17 protein-coding genes and 2 pseudogenes are annotated in these 21,134 nt (G+C 66.2%); 14 read left to right on the top strand and 5 right to left on the bottom strand.

Annotated elements, in window-relative coordinates:
• A pseudogene (locus VEI45_RS02645) lies at positions 1-143 on the bottom strand (metal-dependent transcriptional regulator); the annotation flags it as partial.
• A gap of 79 nt (positions 144-222) precedes the next feature.
• Here VEI45_RS02645 and VEI45_RS02640 point away from each other — a divergent pair.
• The 5 genes from VEI45_RS02640 (at position 223) to VEI45_RS02620 (ending at position 6,535) form a co-directional block, all read left to right on the top strand.
• A complete protein-coding gene (locus tag VEI45_RS02640; RefSeq protein ID WP_324849856.1) occupies positions 223-1,197 on the top strand; it encodes a bifunctional riboflavin kinase/FAD synthetase in 975 nt (324 codons plus the stop codon).
• 122 nt (positions 1,198-1,319) lie between these two features.
• On the top strand, positions 1,320-1,589 hold the full coding sequence (gene rpsO / locus VEI45_RS02635) for a 30S ribosomal protein S15 (RefSeq protein ID WP_085196319.1): 270 nt from the start codon (positions 1,320-1,322) through the stop codon (positions 1,587-1,589).
• A gap of 297 nt (positions 1,590-1,886) precedes the next feature.
• Complete coding sequence (locus VEI45_RS02630) at positions 1,887-4,178, top strand: polyribonucleotide nucleotidyltransferase (RefSeq protein ID WP_324849853.1); 2,292 nt, start codon at positions 1,887-1,889, stop codon at positions 4,176-4,178.
• Positions 4,156-5,508, top strand: a complete 1,353-nt coding sequence (locus VEI45_RS02625) for a pitrilysin family protein (RefSeq protein WP_324849851.1) — start codon at positions 4,156-4,158, stop codon at positions 5,506-5,508. Before VEI45_RS02630 ends, VEI45_RS02625 begins: the two co-directional genes overlap by 23 nt.
• Before the next feature lie 4 nt (positions 5,509-5,512).
• Complete coding sequence (locus VEI45_RS02620) at positions 5,513-6,535, top strand: nitronate monooxygenase (protein ID WP_324849849.1); 1,023 nt, start codon at positions 5,513-5,515, stop codon at positions 6,533-6,535.
• A 9-nt stretch (positions 6,536-6,544) separates the two neighbouring features.
• Here the strand turns inward: VEI45_RS02620 and VEI45_RS02615 are convergent, their stop codons facing one another.
• Positions 6,545-7,981 (bottom strand): amidase, encoded by a 1,437-nt coding sequence (locus VEI45_RS02615; RefSeq protein WP_324849847.1) that lies wholly within the window; start codon positions 7,979-7,981, stop codon positions 6,545-6,547.
• A gap of 27 nt (positions 7,982-8,008) precedes the next feature.
• Positions 8,009-9,124, bottom strand: a complete 1,116-nt coding sequence (gene ald / locus VEI45_RS02610; protein ID WP_324849845.1) for an alanine dehydrogenase — start codon at positions 9,122-9,124, stop codon at positions 8,009-8,011.
• A gap of 67 nt (positions 9,125-9,191) precedes the next feature.
• Between ald and VEI45_RS02605 the strand changes: the two genes are divergently transcribed.
• From VEI45_RS02605 to VEI45_RS02590, 4 genes are read left to right on the top strand one after another with little or no spacing between them, the layout of a single operon-like run.
• Entirely contained in the window at positions 9,192-9,707 is a 516-nt protein-coding gene (locus tag VEI45_RS02605) for an Lrp/AsnC family transcriptional regulator (RefSeq protein WP_324849842.1), read from the top strand.
• 40 nt (positions 9,708-9,747) lie between these two features.
• The gene (locus VEI45_RS02600; protein ID WP_324849841.1) at positions 9,748-10,668 is read left to right on the top strand and encodes a metal-dependent hydrolase; all 921 of its coding nucleotides are present in this window, start codon (positions 9,748-9,750) and stop codon (positions 10,666-10,668) included.
• 14 nt (positions 10,669-10,682) lie between these two features.
• Positions 10,683-12,446, top strand: a complete 1,764-nt coding sequence (locus VEI45_RS02595; protein WP_324849839.1) for an SDR family oxidoreductase — start codon at positions 10,683-10,685, stop codon at positions 12,444-12,446.
• Between the two features lie 6 nt (positions 12,447-12,452).
• Positions 12,453-13,529 carry a PDR/VanB family oxidoreductase gene (locus VEI45_RS02590; RefSeq protein ID WP_324849837.1) on the top strand — a complete coding sequence of 359 codons (1,077 nt, stop codon included), beginning with the start codon at positions 12,453-12,455 and terminating at the stop codon, positions 13,527-13,529.
• Here VEI45_RS02590 and VEI45_RS02585 read toward each other — a convergent pair.
• Complete coding sequence (locus tag VEI45_RS02585; RefSeq protein ID WP_324849835.1) at positions 13,498-14,874, bottom strand: HNH endonuclease signature motif containing protein; 1,377 nt, start codon at positions 14,872-14,874, stop codon at positions 13,498-13,500. The genes VEI45_RS02590 and VEI45_RS02585 overlap by 32 nt on opposite strands.
• 105 nt (positions 14,875-14,979) lie before the next feature.
• On the opposite strand from VEI45_RS02585, the gene dapB reads away from it, so the two are divergent.
• The 3 genes from dapB to VEI45_RS02570 are packed head-to-tail and all read left to right on the top strand — an operon-like array spanning position 14,980 to position 16,660.
• Positions 14,980-15,717, top strand: coding sequence for a 4-hydroxy-tetrahydrodipicolinate reductase (dapB, locus tag VEI45_RS02580; RefSeq protein WP_324849833.1), 738 nt, complete (start codon positions 14,980-14,982; stop codon positions 15,715-15,717).
• 5 nt (positions 15,718-15,722) lie between these two features.
• Positions 15,723-16,208 carry a tetratricopeptide repeat protein gene (locus tag VEI45_RS02575; RefSeq protein WP_324849831.1) on the top strand — a complete coding sequence of 162 codons (486 nt, stop codon included), beginning with the start codon at positions 15,723-15,725 and terminating at the stop codon, positions 16,206-16,208.
• Positions 16,205-16,660, top strand: a complete 456-nt coding sequence (locus VEI45_RS02570) for a flavodoxin (RefSeq protein WP_324849829.1) — start codon at positions 16,205-16,207, stop codon at positions 16,658-16,660. Before VEI45_RS02575 ends, VEI45_RS02570 begins: the two co-directional genes overlap by 4 nt.
• A gap of 9 nt (positions 16,661-16,669) precedes the next feature.
• Here VEI45_RS02570 and VEI45_RS02565 read toward each other — a convergent pair.
• Positions 16,670-17,012 (bottom strand): annotated as a pseudogene (locus tag VEI45_RS02565) (CDGP domain-containing protein).
• 169 nt (positions 17,013-17,181) lie between these two features.
• Between VEI45_RS02565 and VEI45_RS02560 the strand changes: the two are divergent.
• Both VEI45_RS02560 and VEI45_RS02555 read left to right on the top strand, forming a co-directional pair.
• Positions 17,182-20,382 carry an acetyl-CoA carboxylase family protein gene (locus tag VEI45_RS02560; protein ID WP_324849827.1) on the top strand — a complete coding sequence of 1,067 codons (3,201 nt, stop codon included), beginning with the start codon at positions 17,182-17,184 and terminating at the stop codon, positions 20,380-20,382.
• A gap of 50 nt (positions 20,383-20,432) precedes the next feature.
• Entirely contained in the window at positions 20,433-21,122 is a 690-nt protein-coding gene (locus VEI45_RS02555) for a TetR/AcrR family transcriptional regulator (protein WP_414687383.1), read from the top strand.
• Positions 21,123-21,134: the final 12 nt, after the last annotated feature.

Raw genomic sequence — 21,134 nt, 5'->3', positions numbered from 1 at the left:
GCCGACACCCCGATCTTCTCGGCCAGCATCTTCGTGCTGACCTTCTCCCGCGACCACTCCTGGGCGTTCCAGATGACTTTCAGGTAGTCCTGGGCGACCGCAGTGAGCCCATTGGGGTCCTCGCCAGGGAAGTCAGGGCGCACAACTGAAGTTTAAGCAATCCTCACCTGATCTGGGGCTCTTGCACGACCAGGCGCTACCTAGCGCCGTAGGCTGACGATTGTGCAACGGTGGCGGGGGCAGGACGAGATACCCACGGACTGGGGCAGATGCGTGCTCACCATCGGGGTGTTCGATGGTGTGCACCGCGGGCACGCCGAGCTGATCGCGCACGCGGTGAAGTCGGCTCGCGCGCGCGGAGTCCCGACGGTGATGATGACGTTCGATCCCCACCCGATGGAAGTGGTCTTCCCCGGTAGTCATCCCGCGCAGCTGACGACGCTGACCCGACGTGCCGAGCTGGCCGAGGAGTTCGGTATCGACGTGTTCCTGGTGATGCCGTTCACCACCGACTTCATGAAGCTGACGCCGGAACGCTACATCCATGAGCTGCTGGTGGAAAACCTGCACGTGGTCGAAGTGGTGGTGGGTGAGAACTTCACCTTCGGCAAAAAGGCCGTCGGCACCGTCGATACGCTGCGCCGCGCCGGCGAGCGGTTCGGGTTCGCGGTGGAATCGATGTCACTGGTGTCCGAGCACCACGACAGCGAGACCGTGACATTCTCCGCCACCTACATCCGGTCCTGCGTGGACGCCGGCGACGTAGTGGCGGCCGCCGAGGCGCTTGGCCGTCCGCACCGCGTCGAAGGTGTGGTGGTGCGCGGCGACGGGCGGGGTACGGAGCTGGGTTTTCCCACCGCCAACGTAGCGCCGCCGATGTACTCGGCCATCCCGGCCGACGGGGTTTATGCGGCCTGGTTCACCGTCCTCGGGCATGGACCGATGACCGGCACGGTGGTGCCGGGCGAGCGCTACCAGGCCGCGGTTTCGGTGGGCACCAATCCGACCTTCTCCGGGCGCACCCGCACTGTCGAGGCGTTTGTGCTCGACACCGCCGCGGACTTGTACGGGCAGCATGTGGCGCTGGACTTCGTCGCGCGTATCCGCGGACAGGAGAAGTTCGGATCGGTCAAGGATCTGGTCGCCGCGATGGGCACCGACACCGATCGTGCGCGGGCTCTGCTGTCGGCGGGCTGACCTGCAGGATTCCGGTCGCCCCGCCGTGCGCTGTTAAACTCCCTGACGACACGGCGCGTGCTGCAGTTCGCGGCGGCCGCGGCCCGGATCGACGATCGCGGACCTATTGATGGAGATATTTCGTGGCGCTGACAGCCGAGCAAAAAAAGGAAATCCTGGGCTCTTACGGCCTGCATGAGACCGACACCGGATCCCCTGAGGCGCAGGTCGCACTGCTGACTAGGCGGATCGCCGACCTGACCGAACACCTCAAGGTGCACAAGCACGACCACCACTCGCGGCGGGGTCTGCTGCTGTTGGTGGGACGGCGGCGCCGGCTGCTTAAGTACGTCGCGCAAATCGACGTCGAGCGCTATCGCTCGCTGATCGACCGGCTGGGTCTGCGCCGCTGACCCCGCCCCGCGCGGGCTAGGAACAGCCAGGTCGGCGTGTAGAGTGAGGTCGTTCTGGGCCGTATCGGCCCGAGCAGGTGCGGCACGCGCGATCCGCGCGCACCGTCCCAGCGAGTCACAATGTCATATCGGGGCGTGCATCGTCGCGGTCTTCGGTAGTGGCTGCCGGGCTCCCGAATCGGGGCAGGTCGGCAGCTTCGATCGACGGCCGTCGCCGCATCCAGGCTCTGGAACCTCCGGGTTTAGCGTGACCACGCAAAACAGCTGAACAAATCCAGAGAGGCCATACGGACACCTATGTCTGTAGCTGAAATTGACGAGGGCGTGTTCGAGGCAACCGCCGTCATCGACAACGGGAGCTTCGGCTCCCGCACCATTCGTTTTGAGACCGGTCGGCTGGCTCTGCAAGCCGCCGGCGCCGTCGTCGCCTACCTCGACGACGAAACTATGCTGCTGTCGGCCACCACCGCCAGCAAGAGCCCCAAAGAGCAATTCGACTTCTTTCCGCTGACCGTCGACGTCGAGGAGCGGATGTATGCCGCGGGCCGCATCCCCGGCTCGTTCTTCCGCCGCGAGGGCCGGCCGTCCAGCGACGCGATCCTGACCTGCCGGCTGATCGACCGCCCGCTGCGCCCGTCGTTCGTCGACGGGTTGCGCAACGAGATCCAGGTCGTGGTGACGATCCTCAGCCTGGATCCCAATGAGCTCTACGACGTGCTCGCGATCAACGCCGCGTCGGCATCCACCCAGCTGGCCGGTCTGCCGTTCTCCGGCCCGGTGGGCGGGGTGCGGGTGGTGCTCATCGACGGCCGATGGGTGGCGTTCCCGACGGTCGAGCAGACCGAGCGGGCGGTGTTCGACATGGTGGTGGCCGGACGCGTTGTCTCCGGTAGCGGTGACAAGGCCGACGTGGCCATCATGATGGTCGAAGCCGAGGCCACTGAAAACGTCATCGAACTCGTCGCAGGCGGTGCCCAAGCGCCAACCGAAACCGTTGTGGCGCAAGGCCTGGAGGCTGCCAAGCCATTCATCGCCGCGCTGTGTACCGCGCAGCAGGAGCTGGCCGACAAAGCTGCCAAACCGACCGGTGAATACCCCGTTTTCCCAGAATACGGCGACGACGTGTACTACTCGGTGTCCTCGGTGGCCACCGACGAGCTGTCCGCCGCGCTGACCATCTCGGGCAAGAACGAACGCAACGCCCGCACCGACGAGATCAAGGCCGAGGTGCTCGAGCGACTGGCCGACACCTACGCCGGCCGGGAGAAAGAGGTCGGGGCGGCCTTCCGCGCGCTGACCAAGAAGCTTGTGCGACAGCGCATCTTGAGCGACCACTTCCGCATCGACGGGCGCGGCATCACCGACATTCGTGCGCTGTCGGCGGAAGTCGCGGTGGTGCCACGGGCGCACGGCAGCGCGCTGTTCGAGCGCGGCGAGACGCAGATCCTGGGCGTCACCACTCTCGACATGGTCAAGATGGCTCAGCAGATCGACTCGCTGGGGCCCGAGACCTCCAAGCGCTACATGCACCACTACAACTTCCCGCCGTTCTCCACCGGGGAAACCGGTCGGGTCGGCTCGCCCAAGCGGCGAGAGATCGGTCACGGCGCACTGGCCGAACGGGCGCTGGTGCCGGTGCTGCCCGGCGTCGAGGAGTTCCCGTACGCCATCCGTCAGGTTTCGGAAGCTCTGGGCTCCAACGGTTCCACGTCGATGGGATCGGTGTGCGCCTCGACGCTGGCGCTGCTGAACGCCGGGGTGCCGCTCAAGGCACCGGTCGCCGGCATCGCGATGGGTCTGGTGTCTGACAACGTCGAGCTTTCCGATGGCGGCACCGAGCGCCGATTCGTCACTCTGACCGACATCCTGGGCGCCGAAGACGCGTTCGGAGACATGGACTTCAAGGTCGCCGGCACCAAGGACTTCGTCACCGCGCTGCAGTTGGACACCAAACTCGACGGGATTCCGTCGCAGGTCCTCGCGGGCGCGCTCGAGCAGGCCAAGGACGCCCGGCTGACCATCTTGGAGGTGATGGCCGAGGCCATCGACGCACCCGACGAGATGAGCCCATATGCGCCGCGGGTCACCACGATCAAGGTGCCGGTGGACAAGATCGGCGAGGTCATCGGCCCTAAGGGCAAGATCATCAACTCCATCACCGAGGAAACCGGCGCGCAGATCTCTATCGAGGACGACGGAACCGTGTTCGTCGGCGCCACCGACGGACCTTCGGCGCAGGCCGCGATCGACCGGATCAACGCGATCGCCAACCCGCAGCTGCCCAAGACCGGCGAGCGATTCCTCGGAACGGTGGTCAAGACCACCGACTTCGGTGCGTTCGTGTCGCTGCTGCCCGGTCGTGACGGCCTGGTGCACATCTCGAAACTCGGCAAGGGCAAACGCATCGCAAAGGTCGAGGACGTCGTGAACGTGGGCGACAAGTTGCGCGTGGAAATCGCCGACATCGACAAGCGCGGCAAGATCTCGCTGGTGCTCGTTGACGAAGAAGCCGGAGAATCCGGCAACGGTGACGCAGCCGCGACCGCATCGTCGCCGACGGAAGCCGATGCCGCGACGGCCGGCAGTTAGCCCGGGGACGCAGCCTCTCCGACGCGGCCGGCACAGCGCCGAGCCGTCTTTGGCGTTCCGCCGCACCACCCTCCCCGGGGGATTGCGGGTCGTCACCGAATACCTGCCGGCGGTGCACTCCGCGTCGGTGGGTGTTTGGGTGGGCGTCGGATCGCGCGACGAGGGTGCGACCGTGGCCGGTGCCGCGCACTTCCTGGAGCATCTGCTGTTCAAGTCCACCCCTACGCGCACAGCTGTCGACATCGCGCAGGCGATGGATGCGGTCGGCGGCGAGCTGAACGCGTTTACCGCCAAGGAGCACACCTGCTATTACGCGCATGTGCTCGACAGCGATCTGGAGCTGGCGGTCGACCTGGTCGCTGACGTGGTGCTCAACGGACGCTGCGCCACCGATGATGTCGAGCTCGAGCGCGACGTCGTGCTCGAGGAGATCGCCATGCGCGACGACGACCCCGAGGACGCACTGGGCGACATGTTCCTGGCGGCGCTGTTCGGTGAGCATCCGGTGGGCCGTCCGGTAATCGGCAGCGTTGAATCGGTGTCGGGGATGACGCGCGCTCAGCTGCATTCGTTTCACGTGCGGCGCTATACACCCGAGCGGATGGTCGTCGCCGTGGCCGGCAATGTCGATCACGATGACGTGGTGGCGTTGGTCCGCGAGCACTTCGGGCCGCGCTTGGTCAGGGGTCGGCGGTCGGTGCCGCCGCGCAAGGGCACCGGCCGGATCACCGGTCGCCCGCGGTTGACGCTGGCCAACCGGAATGCCGAGCAGACTCACGTCTGTCTTGGTGTGCGCACGCCCGGACGGCATTGGAAGCATCGCTGGGCGCTCTCGGTGCTCAACACCGCGCTCGGTGGTGGCTTGAGTTCGCGCTTGTTCCAACAGGTTCGGGAGTCCCGCGGGCTGGCGTACTCGGTCTACTCGTCGTTGGACATGTTCTCCGACAGCGGTGCGTTGTCGGTCTACGCTGCGTGCCTGCCCGAGCGTTTCGGCGAAGTGGCGCGGGTGACCACCGAGGTGCTCGAGATGGTGGCCCGCGACGGCATCACCGAGGCGGAGTGCCGGATCGCGAAGGGTTCGCTGCGCGGCGGGCTGGTGCTCGGTCTGGAGGACTCCAATTCGCGGATGAACCGCATCGGCCGCAGCGAACTCAACTACGCTGAGCATCGAAGTATCGACCGCACGCTGCAGGAGGTCGACGAGGTCACCGTGGATCAGGTTAATGCGGCGGCCCGCCGACTGCTGGGTACCCCGTACGGCGTGGCCGTCCTCGGCCCGCATCAGTCGAAAAGATCGCTGCCCCAACAGCTTCGGGCGATAGCAGGGTAGCGCGATGGTACTGGGGTTCTGGGATCTCGATGTGCCGATCGTGGGTGCGCCGATGGCGGGTGGCCCGGGAACGCCGGCGCTGGCGGCGGCGGTGTCGAACGCCGGTGGCTTTGGCTTTTTGGCCAGCGGCTACGTAGGTGCGGATCGCCTCGCCGACGACATCGCAGCCGCCCGACGCGCAACCACCGGCCCGCTCGGCGTCAACCTGTTTGTGCCGCAACCCAGCGTCGCCGACGTCTATGCGCTGGATCACTACGCGGAGGCGCTCGATGAGCTTGCCGAGCACTACGGGGTCGAGATCGGTTACCCGCAGTTCGGTGACGACGACGGCTTTCAGCAAAAGCTCGAGGTGGTGGCCGACCTGCGGCCAGAGATGGTGTCGTTCACCTTCGGTGCCCCGCCGCCGGACGTCATGCGGTGGTTCGGTGCACTGGGAATGCTGCTTTTCAACACCGTGACGTCGGCCTATGAGGCCGGCGTGGCGTTGGCGGCCGGTGCGGACGGCCTGGTCGTCCAGGGCCCGAATGCGGGCGGGCACCGCGGCACCTTCGCGCCTGACATGGACCCCGGCACCGAGTCGTTGTACGAGTTGCTCGCCCGGATCCGCCGCGCCCACGACGTCCCGCTCATCGCGGCTGGCGGAATCGGCACCCCCGACGATGTGGCCGCCGTACTGAACAGGGGAGCGGTGGCCGCCCAGATCGGCACCGCACTACTGCTGTGTGACGAAGCCGGCACCAACGCCGCACACCGCGCCGCGCTGCAGCATCCGGAGTTCGTCAAAACCGTTGTCACTCGCGCTTTCTCGGGCCGGTATGCGCGTGGTCTGGAGAACGATTTCACTCGGCTCTTCGACGACATAGCGCCGTTGGGCTACCCCGAGGTCAACCAGATGACCTCGCCGATCCGGAAGGCCTCGGTCGCGTTGGAGGACCCGCACGGCACCAACCTATGGGCGGGAACGGCATACCGGGAGGCGCGCACCGGGCCGGCGAAGGACATCGTCAAGACGCTGGGCGACGTCTAAACCGCGGGTCTATACGTCGGGGGTGCGCTGCGCCCACGGCTTAGCGGACTCCAGTTGGCCGGCCGCTCGTAGCAGGACATCCTCGCGGCCGTAGGCGGCCGCCAACTGCACCCCGACCGGCAGCCCATCCTCCGTCCACTCGACGGGCACGTTGATTGCGGGCTGGCCGCTCATATTGAACGGCGGGGTGAACGGAATGAACTGGCCCGACCGTTCCAGGGCATCCATCGGATGATCGGGGTTGTTGGCGATGGTGCCGAGCGGCAGCGGAAGCTCGGCGACGGTCGGTGTGAGCAACAGATCCCAGCCATCGGCCCACCAGGACTGCAGCGCGCGGCGGAAGTGGGTGGTGGCCGATAGCGCTAGCGCATAGTCCACGGCGCTGAGGTGCGCGCCGAACTCGGCCTGCACGCGGTTCATCGGTTCGAATTCGTCAGCGGTGAGGGGCCGTCCGAGTTGCTCCTCGAACCGCCGCAGGCTGACACCCACGTTCGTGCTCCACATGGCCCCGAACCGCGAGCTGAGCCCGGTGTCCTCGAGCGCTGCGGGCCATGCGGGTTCGACTGCATGGCCGAGGGATTCGAGCAACGTGGCGACTGACCGCGCGGCCGCGGTGCACTCGGGTGCGACGGCTCCTCCTTGCGGATGGTGGTCGAGCAGGCCGATGCGCAACCGGCCCGGGTCGGCGCCAACCTCGTCGACATACGGGCGCGAAGGGGCGGGAGCGATCACGGTGTCGCCGATGGCGGGTCCCCGAACAGCGTCGAGCAGTGCCGCGGTGTCGCGCACCGTACGGCTCACGCAAAGCTCAACCGACAGTGCGGTTTCGTCGCGGATCGGACCAAGCGTGATCCTGCCCTGGCTGGGCTTCAGGCCAACCAGCCCGCAGCACGACGCAGGAATCCGGATCGAGCCGCCGCCGTCGCTGGCGTGCGCGAACGGGACCATGCCACTGGCGACGGCGGCGGCGGAGCCACCGCTCGATCCGCCGGGCGAACGACCGACATCCCAGGGGTTGTGGGTCGCGCCCCATGCCAGCGGTTCGGTGGTCGGCACGCTTCCGAGTTCGGGGCTGTTGGTCCGGCCGGCGATCACCAAACCGGCACGGCGATAGCGGCTGACCAACGTGGTGTCGGCGTCCGAGATCACCTTCTCTTTTTTGAACGCGAGGTTGCCGTTGCTGATGGGCTGACCGGCATACCCGGCGAATAGGTCCTTGATGAGGAACGGCACGCCACGGAACGGCCCGTCGGGGAGCTCGGCCCGAGCGGTGTCGCGGGCACGATCGAACCAGCGGATTACCACGGCGTTGAGGACGGGGTCGATGCGTTCGATGCGTTCGATGGCCGCTTCGAGCAACTCGAGCGGTGTCACCTCACCTTTTCTCACCAAGGCGGCCTGGTCGACCGCATCCATCCAGCGGGTGTCATCGGCAAGTGAACTCACGCGGTCTGTGTAGCACGCGGCCCGCGGTCAGGTCAGCAGATCGGCCGGGTCGGTGAACGGCAGCCCGAGGTCGGCGGCCACCCGTTGAGACAGCAGCGCACCGTCATGCGTCGAAAGCCCGTTGGCAAGCGCAGGGTTCGACCGGCAGGCCGCTTGCCAGCCGCGGTCGGCGAGTTCGATCAGGTAGGGCATGGTGGCGTTGGTCAATGCGAACGTCGACGTTTTCGGCACCGCAGCGGGCATGTTCGCCACGCAGTAGAACAGCGTGTCGTGGACGGCAAACGTCGGGTCGTCGTGCGTGGTCGGGTGTGAGTCCGCGAAGCAGCCGCCCTGGTCGATTGCGATGTCGACCAGCACCGCGCCCTGCTTCATATGCGCGACAAGCGAATTCGACACCAGCTTGGGCGCCTTGGCGCCCGGCAACAGTACGGCGCCGATGAGCAGGTCGGCACGTTTCGCGGCTTCCTCGAGCTCCAAGGCGGTCGAGTAGCGGGTCTGTACCCGGCCGCCGAACGCGGTGTCGAGCTCGCGCAGCTTGTTGATGTTGACGTCGAGCACCGTGACCATCGCGCCCATCCCGTCGGCCACCCGGGCGGCGTTGTAGCCTGCGGTGCCGCCGCCGATCACGACAACATTGGCCGGCTCGACACCGGGCACACCGCCCATCAGTACGCCCCGGCCGCCCTGGGTGCGCATCAGGTGATAGGCACCGACTTGTGCTGACAGCCGCCCGGCCACCTCGCTCATCGGGGCCAGCAGCGGCAATGCGCCGTCGGCGGTCTGGACGGTCTCGTAGGCGATCGCTGTGGTGCCCGACGCCAGCAGCGCGTCGGTGCAGGCTCGGGAGGCGGCCAGGTGCAGGTAGGTGAACAGGGTTTGCCCGCGCCGCATCCGGGCGTACTCGATCGGCATCGGCTCCTTGACCTTCAGCACCAGATCGGCCTGAGCCCACACTTCCTCTGCGGTGGAGACCACTTCCGCGCCCGCCGCCTTGAAATCGCTGTCGGCGATAGCCGAGCCCTCTCCGGCGCCGGCCTCGATCACGACCTCGTGGCCGCGACGGGTCAGCTCCGCGACGCCGGACGGCGTGATGGCGACACGAAACTCGTTGTTCTTGGTCTCCATGGGAATTCCGACACGCATACATCAAGTGTGAAGAAAGTTCGATTGTCGTGCAAAGATCGCGAAGACACACCTGTAGAATCGAATAATGCCCGTAGAAATAACGGAACATCCAGTCGCTAGCGAGGGTGCGCCGAAGGATCTTCGGCCTGCCGGTCTTGACCGCGTGGACCGCAGAATTCTGAGCCTGCTGCACGCAGACGCTCGGATGACCAACAGCGCGCTGGCCGCGGAACTCGACATCGCCGCGTCGACCTGTCACGGCCGCGTCCGGAGGTTGCTGGACTTGGGTGTCATTCGGGGCTTCTACGCCGACATCGACCCCGTCGCTGTCGGATTGCCGCTGCAAGCGATGATTTCGGTCAGCCTGCAGTCCCACGCCAGGGGCAAGATCCGGGACTTCATCCAGCAGATTCGTCGCAGACCCCAGGTGATGGATGTCTACTTCCTCGCCGGTGCCGACGATTTCATCCTGCACGTCGCCGCTCGCGATACCGAAGACTTGCGCTCATTCGTCGTCGAGAACCTCAACGCCGACGCCGATGTCGCGGGCACCCAGACGTCGCTGATCTTCGAGCACCTGCGCGGGGCGGCGCCGATTTAGAATACTTCCCGATACCGGGGGTACCGGGTATGCTGCTGCGATGTTCACGGTCGACGACGACGCTGTCGGTCCGCACCTGTCACGTCGGGGGGCGCCGGCCGATCACGAGCGACTGGTCCTGGAGGCGCGCGACGTCGACTTCGACTGGGCCAAGCTGCCGTTCCACTACGTGCCGGGTGAGCCGTTCACCACCCACGTCCTCAATGTCCTGCACCTGCTGCTGCCCGCCGGCGAAGAGTTCTTCGTCGACGTGTTCAAGAAGACCCTGCCACTGATCAAGGACGACCAATTGCGGCTTGATGTACAGGGATTCATCGGCCAGGAGGCGATGCATTCCCAAGCGCATTCGGGCGTGCTGGACTACTTCGCGGCCAACGACATCGACTTGACGCCGTACACCGACCAGATCGGCTGGCTCTTTGGGAAGCTGATGGGCGACCGGCCACGGTGGAGTCTGCGACGACGGCACAGCTGGTTGCTCGAGCAGGTGGCGATCGTGGCGGCAATCGAGCACTACACCGCGATCCTGGGGGAATGGGTTCTGGACACTCCGCAACATGATGCGATCGGGACCGACCCGGTGATGCTGGACATGCTTCGTTGGCACGGTGCCGAGGAAGTCGAGCACAAGGCGGTCGCCTTCGACGTGATGAAGCATCTACGGGCTGGGTACTGGCGGCAGGTGCGCACGCAGCTGGTGGTCACACCGATGATGCTGCTGCTGTGGGTGCGCGGGGTTCGATTCATGTACTCGGTGGACCGGCAATTGACGCCTGGTGCCAAACCGCGCTGGCGGCATTACTTCAACGCGGCCCGACGTGGTTTGGTGCCTGGGCCACTGCGATTCGTCCGGGTGATCGGCGCTTACTACAAGCCGAGTTTCCATCCGTCACAGCTGGGCGGGGTCGAGCGGGCGGTCGACTACCTTGCCATCTCACCCGCCGCCCGCGCCTCCCACTGAGCCGAGAGGAATCGATGACCCGCACCGCCGTGACCGCGTCCGACGGCGTCGCGCTGGCCGTGCACGCCTACACCGAGATCGACCCGCAGCGGCCGACCGTATTGGCGATTCATGGTTATCCGGATAACCACCACCTGTGGGACGGCGTGGCCGCGCACCTAAGCGACTACCACAACGGTAGATACAACTTCGTGGCATACGACGTGCGGGGCGCCGGCGAATCGGCACGCCCGCCGGGGCGGTCCGGTTACCGCTTCCCCCAACTGATCTCGGATGTCGGCTCGGTGATCGACAGCCTGGGTGTCGGCCAGGTGCACTTGCTGGCCCACGACTGGGGTTCCATTCAGGGCTGGGCCGCGGTCACCGACGACGTGGTGATGAGCAAGGTCGCATCGTTCACTTCGATCTCGGGACCGCACTTGAGTTATGCGGGCAAGTTCTTGCGGTCACCGCGCACTCCGCGCGGATTCTTTGACGTGGTCAGGCAGTTCCTGGCGTCGGGATACATCTGGTTCTTCCTGTGCCCCGGTCTGCCGGAGTTGCTGATTCGATCCGGGTTGGGCGTGAAAGTCATTGAAGCATTTGCGCGTATCGGCAACTCGAGCACGCGGACCCAATCTCCCGTAGCAGCACGGTCAACCGCCGACTATGTCAACGGCCTCAACCTGTACCGGGCCAACATGCCCGCGCCGTTTCTTGCCCCCGGCGCGCAGCTGCCCGAGACCAACGTTCCGGTCCAGGTTCTGGTGCCGCGCAAGGACATCTTCGTCACCCCCGCGCTGCAGCGGTTCACCGGCTCAATCCCGTTGGGCAGCAGGGTCGTTCCGATCGAGGGTGGCCACTGGGTGGTGACCTCGCGTCCGGACGTCGTCGCCAGGCTGACCAGCGAATGGATCGACCGCGTCGTCAGCGGCGCGTCGTCGTCGAGCGCCTCCGTCGTGGACACCGGGCGGCGTGACGTGCGTGGCAAGCTCGCGCTGGTCACCGGGGCGGGCGCCGGGATAGGCCGGGCCACCGCGCTCGAGCTGGCCCGGAAAGGTGCCCGCGCCGTTGTGATCGTCGACCGCGATCTCGCCGCGGCCAAAGAGACCGAGGCAGCCGTCCGAGACATCGGTGTCGATGCCGCGGTCTACCAGGCCGACGTCGGCGACGAAACGGCGATGAATAAGCTTGCCGCACAAGTCAACGACGAGCACGGCGTGGTGGACATCCTGGTGAACAACGCTGGCATCGGGATGGCGGGTCGGTTCCTTGAGACGACGCCGGCGCATTGGGACAACATCTTGTCGGTGAATCTGGGTGGCGTCCTCAACGGAAGCCGGGCGTTCGGCACGCAAATGGTCGACCGCGGCCAAGGCGGCACCATCATCAATGTGTCGTCGGCCGCGGCGTTTCTCCCGTCGAAGTCGATGATCGCCTACGGCACAACGAAGGCCGCGGTGCTGGCGTTCAGCGAGTCACTGCGCGCCGACCTGGCCGACGAAGGCATCACGGTCACGGCGGTGTGCCCGGGGTTCGTCAACACGAATATCGCCAAAAGCACCGTCTACGCCGGGATGTCGGCCGACGAGCAGGAGCGTGCCCGGCAGAAGGCCGACGCCGCTTACCGGCGCCGCAACTACACACCGGAAGCGACCGCCAAGGCGATCGTCAAGGCGGTCAAGACGGGCCCGCCGGTGCTGCCGATCGCGGCCGAATCCAGAGTCGGCTATGCGCTGCGCCGTATCAGTCCCTCGCTGCTTCGGCTGCTCGCGCGCTACGACTTAAGGCAGAGGTAGAGCTTTGTGACGCAATCGATCTGGGCCAGCAGGCCCGCCGACATCTACGGTCGCCGCAAGCGAGATCGTCTCTACACGGCGCTGTGGGGTATAGGCGCAGTGCTCGGCGGGTTCGGCTCGGTGACTCGATGGAAACCGTCGCAGGTCGTGCCGGTGGGGCGGACGCACGCCGCCGTCGTGACCAAGCGTGAGCACGTCGCCCCGGATGTGGTCGCATTGACGTTGGCCGACCCGGAGGGCGGATTGCTTCCGTCGTGGACGCCTGGCGGGCATATCGACGTCCAGCTGCCGTCCGGCCGTCGTCGTCAGTACTCGCTGTGCGGTCCGCTCGGGCGGCGGACCGACTATCGCATTGCGGTACGCCGGATCGCCGACGGCGGCGGCGGTTCGATCGAGGTGCACGACGCATTCGACGTCGGCGACTTGCTGGTTTTCGAAGGTCCGCGCAACGCGTTCTATCTCGGCGCCGGCGAGCGTGACGTGCTGTTCGTGATAGGCGGAATCGGAGTGACCCCCATCCTGCCGATGATGCATGCAGCGCAGCAACGCGGAATCAACTGGCGCGCAGTCTATGCCGGCAGCAGTCGGGACTACATGCCGCTGCTGGATGAGGTGGCGGCGGTGGCCCCCGACCGGGTCACGGTCTGGGCCGACGACGAGCGTGGCCGATTCGCTACTGCCGAGGATTTGCTCGTCGGTGCTGGACCGACGACTGCGGTTTACGTGTGCGGACCGACGGCGATGCTGGAATCGGTGCGCAGCGCTCGCGACGAGCACTCCAACACGCCGTTGCACTACGAGCGGTTCAGCCCGCCTCCGGTCGTCGATGGCATCCCATTCGAGGTCGAGCTTGCGCGGTCCCGGCGAGTGCTCGACGTTCCGGCCAACCGGTCAGCGCTCGATGTCATGCTCGACGATGATCCAACGACGGCATATTCCTGTCGGCAAGGATTCTGCGGGACCTGCAAGGTCAAAGTTCTTGGTGGGCAGGTCGATCGTCGCGGCCGGACCGCAGAGGACGACGGCGAGATGCTGGTCTGCGTCTCGCGCTCTACCGGCGGTCGTGTGGTGATCGACGCCTGAAGAAGCGTTCCGGATGGTGATAGTCGTTGGTCCTGGCCCGGCCGTGGTCAAGATGCGGCGGCGGGATCCACTGGGTTTGGCCGTTAGTGAGTTTGATTGTCCGCCAGCCCTTGTCGGCTAGCTTATGGTCGGCTTTGCAGGCTAGGGTCAACTTGTCGATATCGGTCAGGCCGCCGCGGGCCCAGTCGTCGACGTGGTGGACTTCCGTCCAGTATCCGGGCACGTCACAGCCGGGGGCCGTACAGCCGCGGTCCTTGGCGTGGAGCACCACACGCTGATCGGCTGAGGCGATGCGTCGGGAGCGGCCCAGATACAAGGGGCGACTTTGGTGTTCGTCAAACACCGCCAGATAATGGTAGGCGTGGCCGGCCATGCGAATCAGGTCGCGCATCGGCAACAGCGTCCCGCCGCCCGTCACCGCTTGCCCGGCTCCTGCCTCCAATTCCTGCAGCGTGGTCGACACGATCACCGTCACCGGCAAGCCGTTGTGCACCCCGAGTTTCGGATCACCCAACTGGCCGCGGACCAACGCGTTGAGCGCGTCGTGCTGACGCTGGGCATGACTGCGCAAATCCTTGCTCGCCAGATCCTGGTCGGGTTCGCCTACAACGCAAGGGCTTTCATCATCGGGGTTGCACATGCCCGGCGCGGCGAACCGCGCCAGCCAGGCGTCGAGGTTGGCGCGCAGCTCCGGAGAGGCGATGAGCTTGCCGCTGCTCGTCCCGTCGGCCCGCTGCGCCAACCAGGTGAAGCCGCGATGGCGGGCGCGGTCAACATCGGAGAATTTCCCGTCGGGATTGATCAGCACCGCGCAGCGGTTTGCCACCTTCTCCAACTGGTCGGGCCTCAGCTTGGCCGCGTGCTGGGCCAGGAAGCGCTCCGCGCTCTCAATTGTGTCGACCGGGGTGTCCGCCGGCAGATCACGCACGAACGTCTGAATCACCTGCAAATGCTGCGGGTCGAGCACGCCGGCGCGCCACGCCTGGGCAGTCGCCGGCAACTCCGGCGGCAACGTCTCGCCGGTAATCGTGATCCGGGGTGCGAGCTGTTCGGCATCGCGCATCCGGCGGCGGGCCTCGGCGCAGCTGATCCGCAACCAGTCGGCGATCACCTTGTGGACCGGGCCGCCGACGTCGGCCGGATCCTCCTTGGCCAGGCCCCCGATGAGATCGTGGCTAGGCACCAGCTGCTGCCGCCGGGCGGTCTCCAATCGCTCCAGCGCAGCGAGGCGGACCCCGGGAGGGTAGTTGTCGAGGTTCAACTCGCCGATCGTCGCCGCGGCTGCTTCGAGCGCGTCGAAGGCGGTAGCCACCTCGGGCGGCAGGGCGACGCAAGTCGAACTCATGTTCGAAACACTACCCGCGCAAACCGACACCGAACCGGCGCCGCAACCTCGGTTGTGGACAAAAGCGCAACTGTGGACAACCTCGCCACGCTCTAGGGTGAACCCATGCGGGTAGGAGTGCTGGGATCGAAGGGCAAAGTCGGCGCGACCATGGTGCAGGCGGTGCAGGCCGCCGAGGATCTGACCCTGTCCGCCGAGGTCGACGCCGGCGATGCGCTGAGCCTGCTGACCGACAACAAAACCGAGGTCGTCATCGACTTCACCCATCCCGATGTCGTGATGGACAACCTGAAGTTCCTGATCGACAACGGGATTCACGCTGTTGTTGGAACCACCGGCTTCACCGACGAACGGCTGCGACAGGTGCGGGCCTGGCTGGTCGCCAAACCGGGCGTCTCGGCGCTCATTGCGCCCAACTTCGCGATCGGCGCGGTGCTGTCCATGCATTTCGCCAGGCAGGCCGCCCCCTTTTACGACTCGGTCGAGGTCATCGAGCTGCATCACCCACACAAGGCCGATGCCCCGTCGGGAACCGCCTCCCGCACGGCCGCGCTGATTGCCGAGGCACGAAAAGAGTTGCCGCCCAACCCCGATGCCACCACAACGAGCTTGCCGGGCGCCCGCGGCGCCGACGTCGACGGTATCCGGGTGCACTCGGTGCGGTTGGCCGGGCTGGTGGCCCACCAGGAAGTGCTGTTCGGCACCGCGGGGGAGACCCTAACGATCCGCCACGACAGCATGGACCGCACGTCGTTCGTGCCCGGTGTGCTGTTGGCGGTGCGTCGGGTTGCCGAACATCCGGGCTTGACGGTAGGAATTGAATCGCTGCTCAACCTGCAATGACCGAAATGACCGGGACCGGAACACCTGGGCGCACGGTGCGCATCCAGTTGACGATCGCGTTCATGTGCGCGGCACTGCTGGTGTACGTCGTGTTGCTGGGGCGGTCCGCCGTGTTGCTGATCGGCTCCGGGCGGGCCGTCGCCGTCGTCTTGGGTGTGGCGCTGTTGATCCTGCCCGCCATCGGCCTGTGGGCGATGATCGCCACGTTGCGCGCCGGCTTCGCCCATCAGAAGCTGGCCCGACTCGTCGCCGAAGACGGGATGGAGCTCGACGTCAGCGCGCTGCCGCGGCGGCCGTCGGGGCGCATCGAGCGCGACGCCGCCGACGCCCTGTTCGACACTGTCCATGCTGAACTGGACCGCGACCCCGACGACTGGCGGCGCTGGTACCGGCTGGCGCGCGCCTATGACTACGCCGGAGATCGCGGCCGCGCCCGGGAAGCCATGAGGAAAGCCTTGGAGTTACATCAAGCACTGCAGGGCCGCGAATGAGCAAGACACTATTGGTCATTCACCACACCCCGTCGCCGGCAACCCGCGAGCTGCTCGAAGCGGTGCTCGCCGGAGCCAATGACCCCGAGATCGATGGCGTGGACGTGGTGGTGCGGCCCGCGCTCGCGGCGACCCTCCCCGACGTGCTCGCTGCGGACGGCTACTTGTTCGGTACCACGGCGAATCTTGGTTACATGTCCGGGGCGCTCAAGCATTTCTTCGACACCGTGTATTACCCGAGTTTGGATCACGTGGCGGGCCGCCCCTACGGCCTGTGGGTGCACGGCAACAACGACACTGTCGGTGCGACGACATCGGTGGAAAAGGTGGCCACCGGACTATCGCTGGCCAAAGCCGCCGATGCACTGGAGATCACCGGCGCAATCGACGCCGGAGTTCGAGAGCGTGCTTACGAGCTGGGTGGCACGCTCGCCGCGACGCTCATGGAGTGAATGGGCCGTCTACGGGTCGATATGCGTTGGTGGCGTGCCCAATATCGGGTCACCGGGAAGTGGCCCGCCAGGACTCATCGTGTCATTGAAGGCGAGACCCCAAGGGTGCAGGTCAGGACCCATCGCATCGCAGCGGTGGGTGACCGTGCCGTAGGGCAGGCCGCTACCGCTATACGCCTCGTTAAATACCGCGCAACGTTGCCAGGTGCCGTCAGGCTGGACGGGTCCATCGCACTTGCTGACAACGAGTCCTGCTCCGTACTGGCAGCCCGCGCTGGCCCGGGGGCGCTGAGCCAATCAGCCATCCGGCGATCAGTGCAGCGGCCAGTCCTCCGGCGATGTATTGCTTCATGTCTGTCTCCTTATACATCGCCGCTGGCAATGACACTAATGGTTACGTGTGCCGTGTTTGCTGCGTTTGACGGAAGTTTGCTGGGCCGCCCAGCCACGGTCACAAAACCGCAGTGGCGGATGATGTGATTCGGATGCGATATGGTCAACCCGACGAAGGACCGGATGTGATGCGCCTGCTGATCGCCAATCGTGGTGAGATCGCGCTCCGAATCATCAGAACCGCAGCCGAATTGGGCCTCGGTACGGTCGCCGTCTACGCCGAGGACGACGCTGACACCCCACATGTGCACGCGGCCGACGAAGCGATTGGTCTGCCCGGCGCCGGCCCGGCCGCCTATCTCGACCACGACGCGATCCTGGCGGCAGCCAAGAAGTCCGGCGCCGAGCTGATCCACCCGGGCTACGGGTTTCTCAGCGAACAGCCCGATTTCGCGCACGCGTGCGAGACGGCGGGGTATACGTTCGTCGGCCCGGACGCCGCCGCGCTAGAACTCTTCGGCAACAAGTCGTCGGCCCGTCGCGCTGCGGCAGCTGCCGAGGTGCCGGTACTGCCGGCCACCGAGGGGCCGAGCAGCGTCGAGGACATCCGCGCATTCGCCGCTGCCCAAGCGGGCGCGATCGTGATCAAAGCGCTCGCCGGCGGAGGCGGTCGCGGGATGCGAATAGTCCACAGCGCTGGCCAGATTGACGACGCCTACCGGCAGTGCGTCGCCGAGGCTCAACTCGGGTTCGGCGACCCGGCGGTGTTCGCCGAGGTGCATCTGGCTGACGCGCGGCACATCGAGGTGCAGATCGTCGCGGCACCGGCCGGTTTGGTGACGCGTGCATTGGCGCTCGGCGACCGTGACTGCAGCATCCAGCGGCGCTATCAGAAAGTCGTCGAAATCGCACCGGCTCAAGGTATTTCCGAGACGCTGCGTCGCGCGCTACACGCGGCCGCCGCCCGGCTATGCGCGCAGAGCGACTGCCGTGGGCTGGCCACCGTTGAATTCCTCGTCACCGGTGAGCAATTCGTGTTCCTCGAAGTCAATCCGCGAATCCAGGTGGAGCACACCATCACCGAGGAAACCACCGGGCTGGACCTGGTGTCGCTGCAACTCGCCGTCGCCGACGGCGCCACCTTCGACGAGCTCGGCCTTCCTGCCGGAATCAGCGCCGAGGGCACCGGAGTCCGCGGCGATCCGCCGGTGGCACACGGTATTGCGATCCAGACCAGGGTCAACATGGAGACTCTTGCACCCGACGGGTCGGTCATACCCACGGCGGGCACCCTTACGGTGTTCTCGCCGCCGACCGGACCCGGCGTGCGGGTCGACACCTACGGCTGCCCGGGACTGACGCCGAGCCCGCGGTACGACTCGTTGCTGGCCAAGGTGATCACGCATGTACGCGGCTCGTCTTTCCCCGCGGCACTGCGCAAGGCGCAGAGAGCGTTAGCGGAATTCCGCATCGAGGGCATCCGCACCAACGTCGGTCTACTGCGCGAAGTGCTGTCCGACAGCCGACTGCAATCCGGTTCGTTGACAACGAGTTTCATCGACGACAACCTTCCCGACCTGGTCGGTGCCGCACAGTCTCGGCGCCACGAGGCCCGAGTCGCACCGTTCGAACTGCATCCGGGTGAGGAGGTGCTGCGCGCGCAACTGGCCGGCACCGTGGTCGAGGTGGCGCCGGAAGGTATCGAATTCGCGGCGGGCGCACAGTTGGTGCTGCTCGAGGCGATGAAGATGCAGCATGTGCTGACAGCGCAGGACGCGGTAAGCACGGTCCGGACCCTGGTGATGCCGGGGCAGGTCGTCGGAACCGGAGACCCGTTGCTGGTCTTCACCCGCACCGGCGCAGGCTCACAGGCCGAGGGTGTCGAGGACCTCGATCTAGACCGGGCCCGTGCTGATCTCGACGAGGTTCACCGGCGCCACCTGCTGACCCTCGACGAAGGTCGTCCCGCAGCGATTGCCAAGCGGCACAAGCAGAGCCGGCGCACCGCCCGGGAGAACATCGCTGACCTGGTGGACCCGGGAAGCTTCGTGGAGTATGGTGCGCTGACGCTGGCGGCGCAGCGCAGCAGGCGCTCTGAGGACGACCTGATCGCCAACACCCCCGCCGATGGCCTGGTCGCTGGGGTGGCGAGAATCGGCGGAGCCGAGGTGGTCGTGCTGTCCTACGACTACACGGTGCTCGCCGGGACCCAGGGCATGCGGAACCACGCCAAAACCGATCGGGTCTTCGACCTGGCCGCCCGCCGAAAGCTGCCGGTGGTGCTCTTCGCCGAAGGCGGCGGTGGCCGGCCCGGCGACACTGACGTCGGTAATGTCGCCGGTCTCGATGTGCCAACCTTCCGCGCACTCGGTGCGCTGAGCGGCCGAGTCCCGTTGGTGTCGATCGTGTCCGGGCGTTGCTTCGCCGGCAATGCCGCGCTGGCCGGGACGTGCGACGTGATCATCGCGACCCCGGACGCCAACATCGGCATGGGCGGTCCGGCCATGATCGAAGGCGGCGGACTCGGCGAGTATCGGCCGGAGGACATCGGGCCCATCGATGTGCAGCGGCGCAATGGAGTCGTTGGCCTGGTCGCGCGCGACGAAGCGCACGCGGTGTCGCTGGCCAAGCAGTACCTGTCGTTTTTCCAGGGCAAGCTGGACGACTGGCATGCTCCGGATCCGCGACGCGCGCGACATGTCGTGCCGGAGAATCGGTTACGGGCCTACGACGTGCGCCACGCGATCGAGTCGGTCGTTGACGTCGGATCGGTCCTGGAATTGCGGGCCGATTACGGAGTCGGGGTGGTCACCGCGCTGGTCCGCGTCGAAGGCGCGGCATTCGGATTGCTGGCCAACAGCAGTCATCATCTCGGCGGGGCCATCGACGCCGAGGCCGCGGATAAGATCGCCGACTTCCTCATGCTGTGCGAATCGTTTGGGTTGCCGATCATTTCGCTGTGTGACACCCCCGGCTTCATGGTTGGCCCGGACGCCGAAGTCGAGGCCGCTGTTCGGCGGATGAGCCGGCTGTTCATCGTCGGGGCGCGGCTGACGGTGCCGTTCGGGATGATCATCCTGCGCAAGGGATACGGGCTGGGAGCGATGGCCATGGCCGGCGGCTCCTTCCATGCCCCCGAGTTCACCGTCACCTGGCCGACGGGGGAGATCGGCGGGATGGGCCTGGAAGGTGCCGTGCGCCTGGGATTCAGCAAGGAGCTCGCCGCCGTCATCGATCCGATCGAGCGCCAGAACCTGTTCGGCAAGTTGGTCGAGGCGGCCTACCAACACGGCAAGGCGTTGACATCGGCCACCACCTTCGAGGTTGACGACGTGATCGACCCGGCGGAATCTCGGGCGTGGATCACTCGGCTGCTGTCGCGCGGCTGAACGCGAAGCCTTTTCTCGAACCCGACGCCGGATTCAACTATATTGGACGCATGGATTCGATCGCTTTCGACGCGCACGAGAACGTGCCGTCGATGGAACCCACAGCGCCATCGCGGCAACGACCTGCGACGGTGCGCGGAGCCCGGACCCGGGCCGCGTTGATCGCCGCTGCGCGGAAGGTCTTCGAGCGAGACGGCTACGTGGACTGCAAGCTCACGGACATCACCAAGGCGGCCAAGTGCGCGACCGGGTCCTTCTACACCTACTTCTCGAACAAGGCCGAGATCTTCGCTGCCGTCCTCGAGGAGGCGCAGCGGGACATGATGCATCCGGGCATGGGTCGGGTGGCTGACGAGGATGACCCGTACGCGGTGCTAGAGGCGAGCAACCGGGCATACCTCGAGGCATATCGACGCAATGCCAACCTGATGGGGCTGCTCGAACAGGTCGCGCAGGTGGATCCGGAATTCCGCAAATTCCGCCGGCGCCGTGCGGAAGCGTTCATCCAGCGCAACGCGCGCGGGATCGCCGACCTGCAGGCGCGCGGAATCGCTGACCCCGACATCGATCCGTTGCTCGCGTCGAGCGCGCTATCGGGCATGGTCAGCAGGCTCGCTTACACCGTGTTCACCCTGGGCGAGAGCGAGGACGGCGACGGCGAGCCGCCCGAGTTCGAAGTGATGGTGTCCACCCTGACCCGGCTGTGGGCCAACGCGCTTCGGTTTCCCGATCGCCGTTGACCGAGCAGTGTC

The sequence above is a fragment of the Mycobacterium sp. genome (assembly GCF_035623875.1).
Taxonomy (GTDB): Bacteria; Actinomycetota; Actinomycetes; order Mycobacteriales; family Mycobacteriaceae; genus Mycobacterium.
The sequence above is the reverse complement of the archived record's forward strand: the minus strand, read 5'-3'. Positions and strand labels throughout refer to the sequence as shown.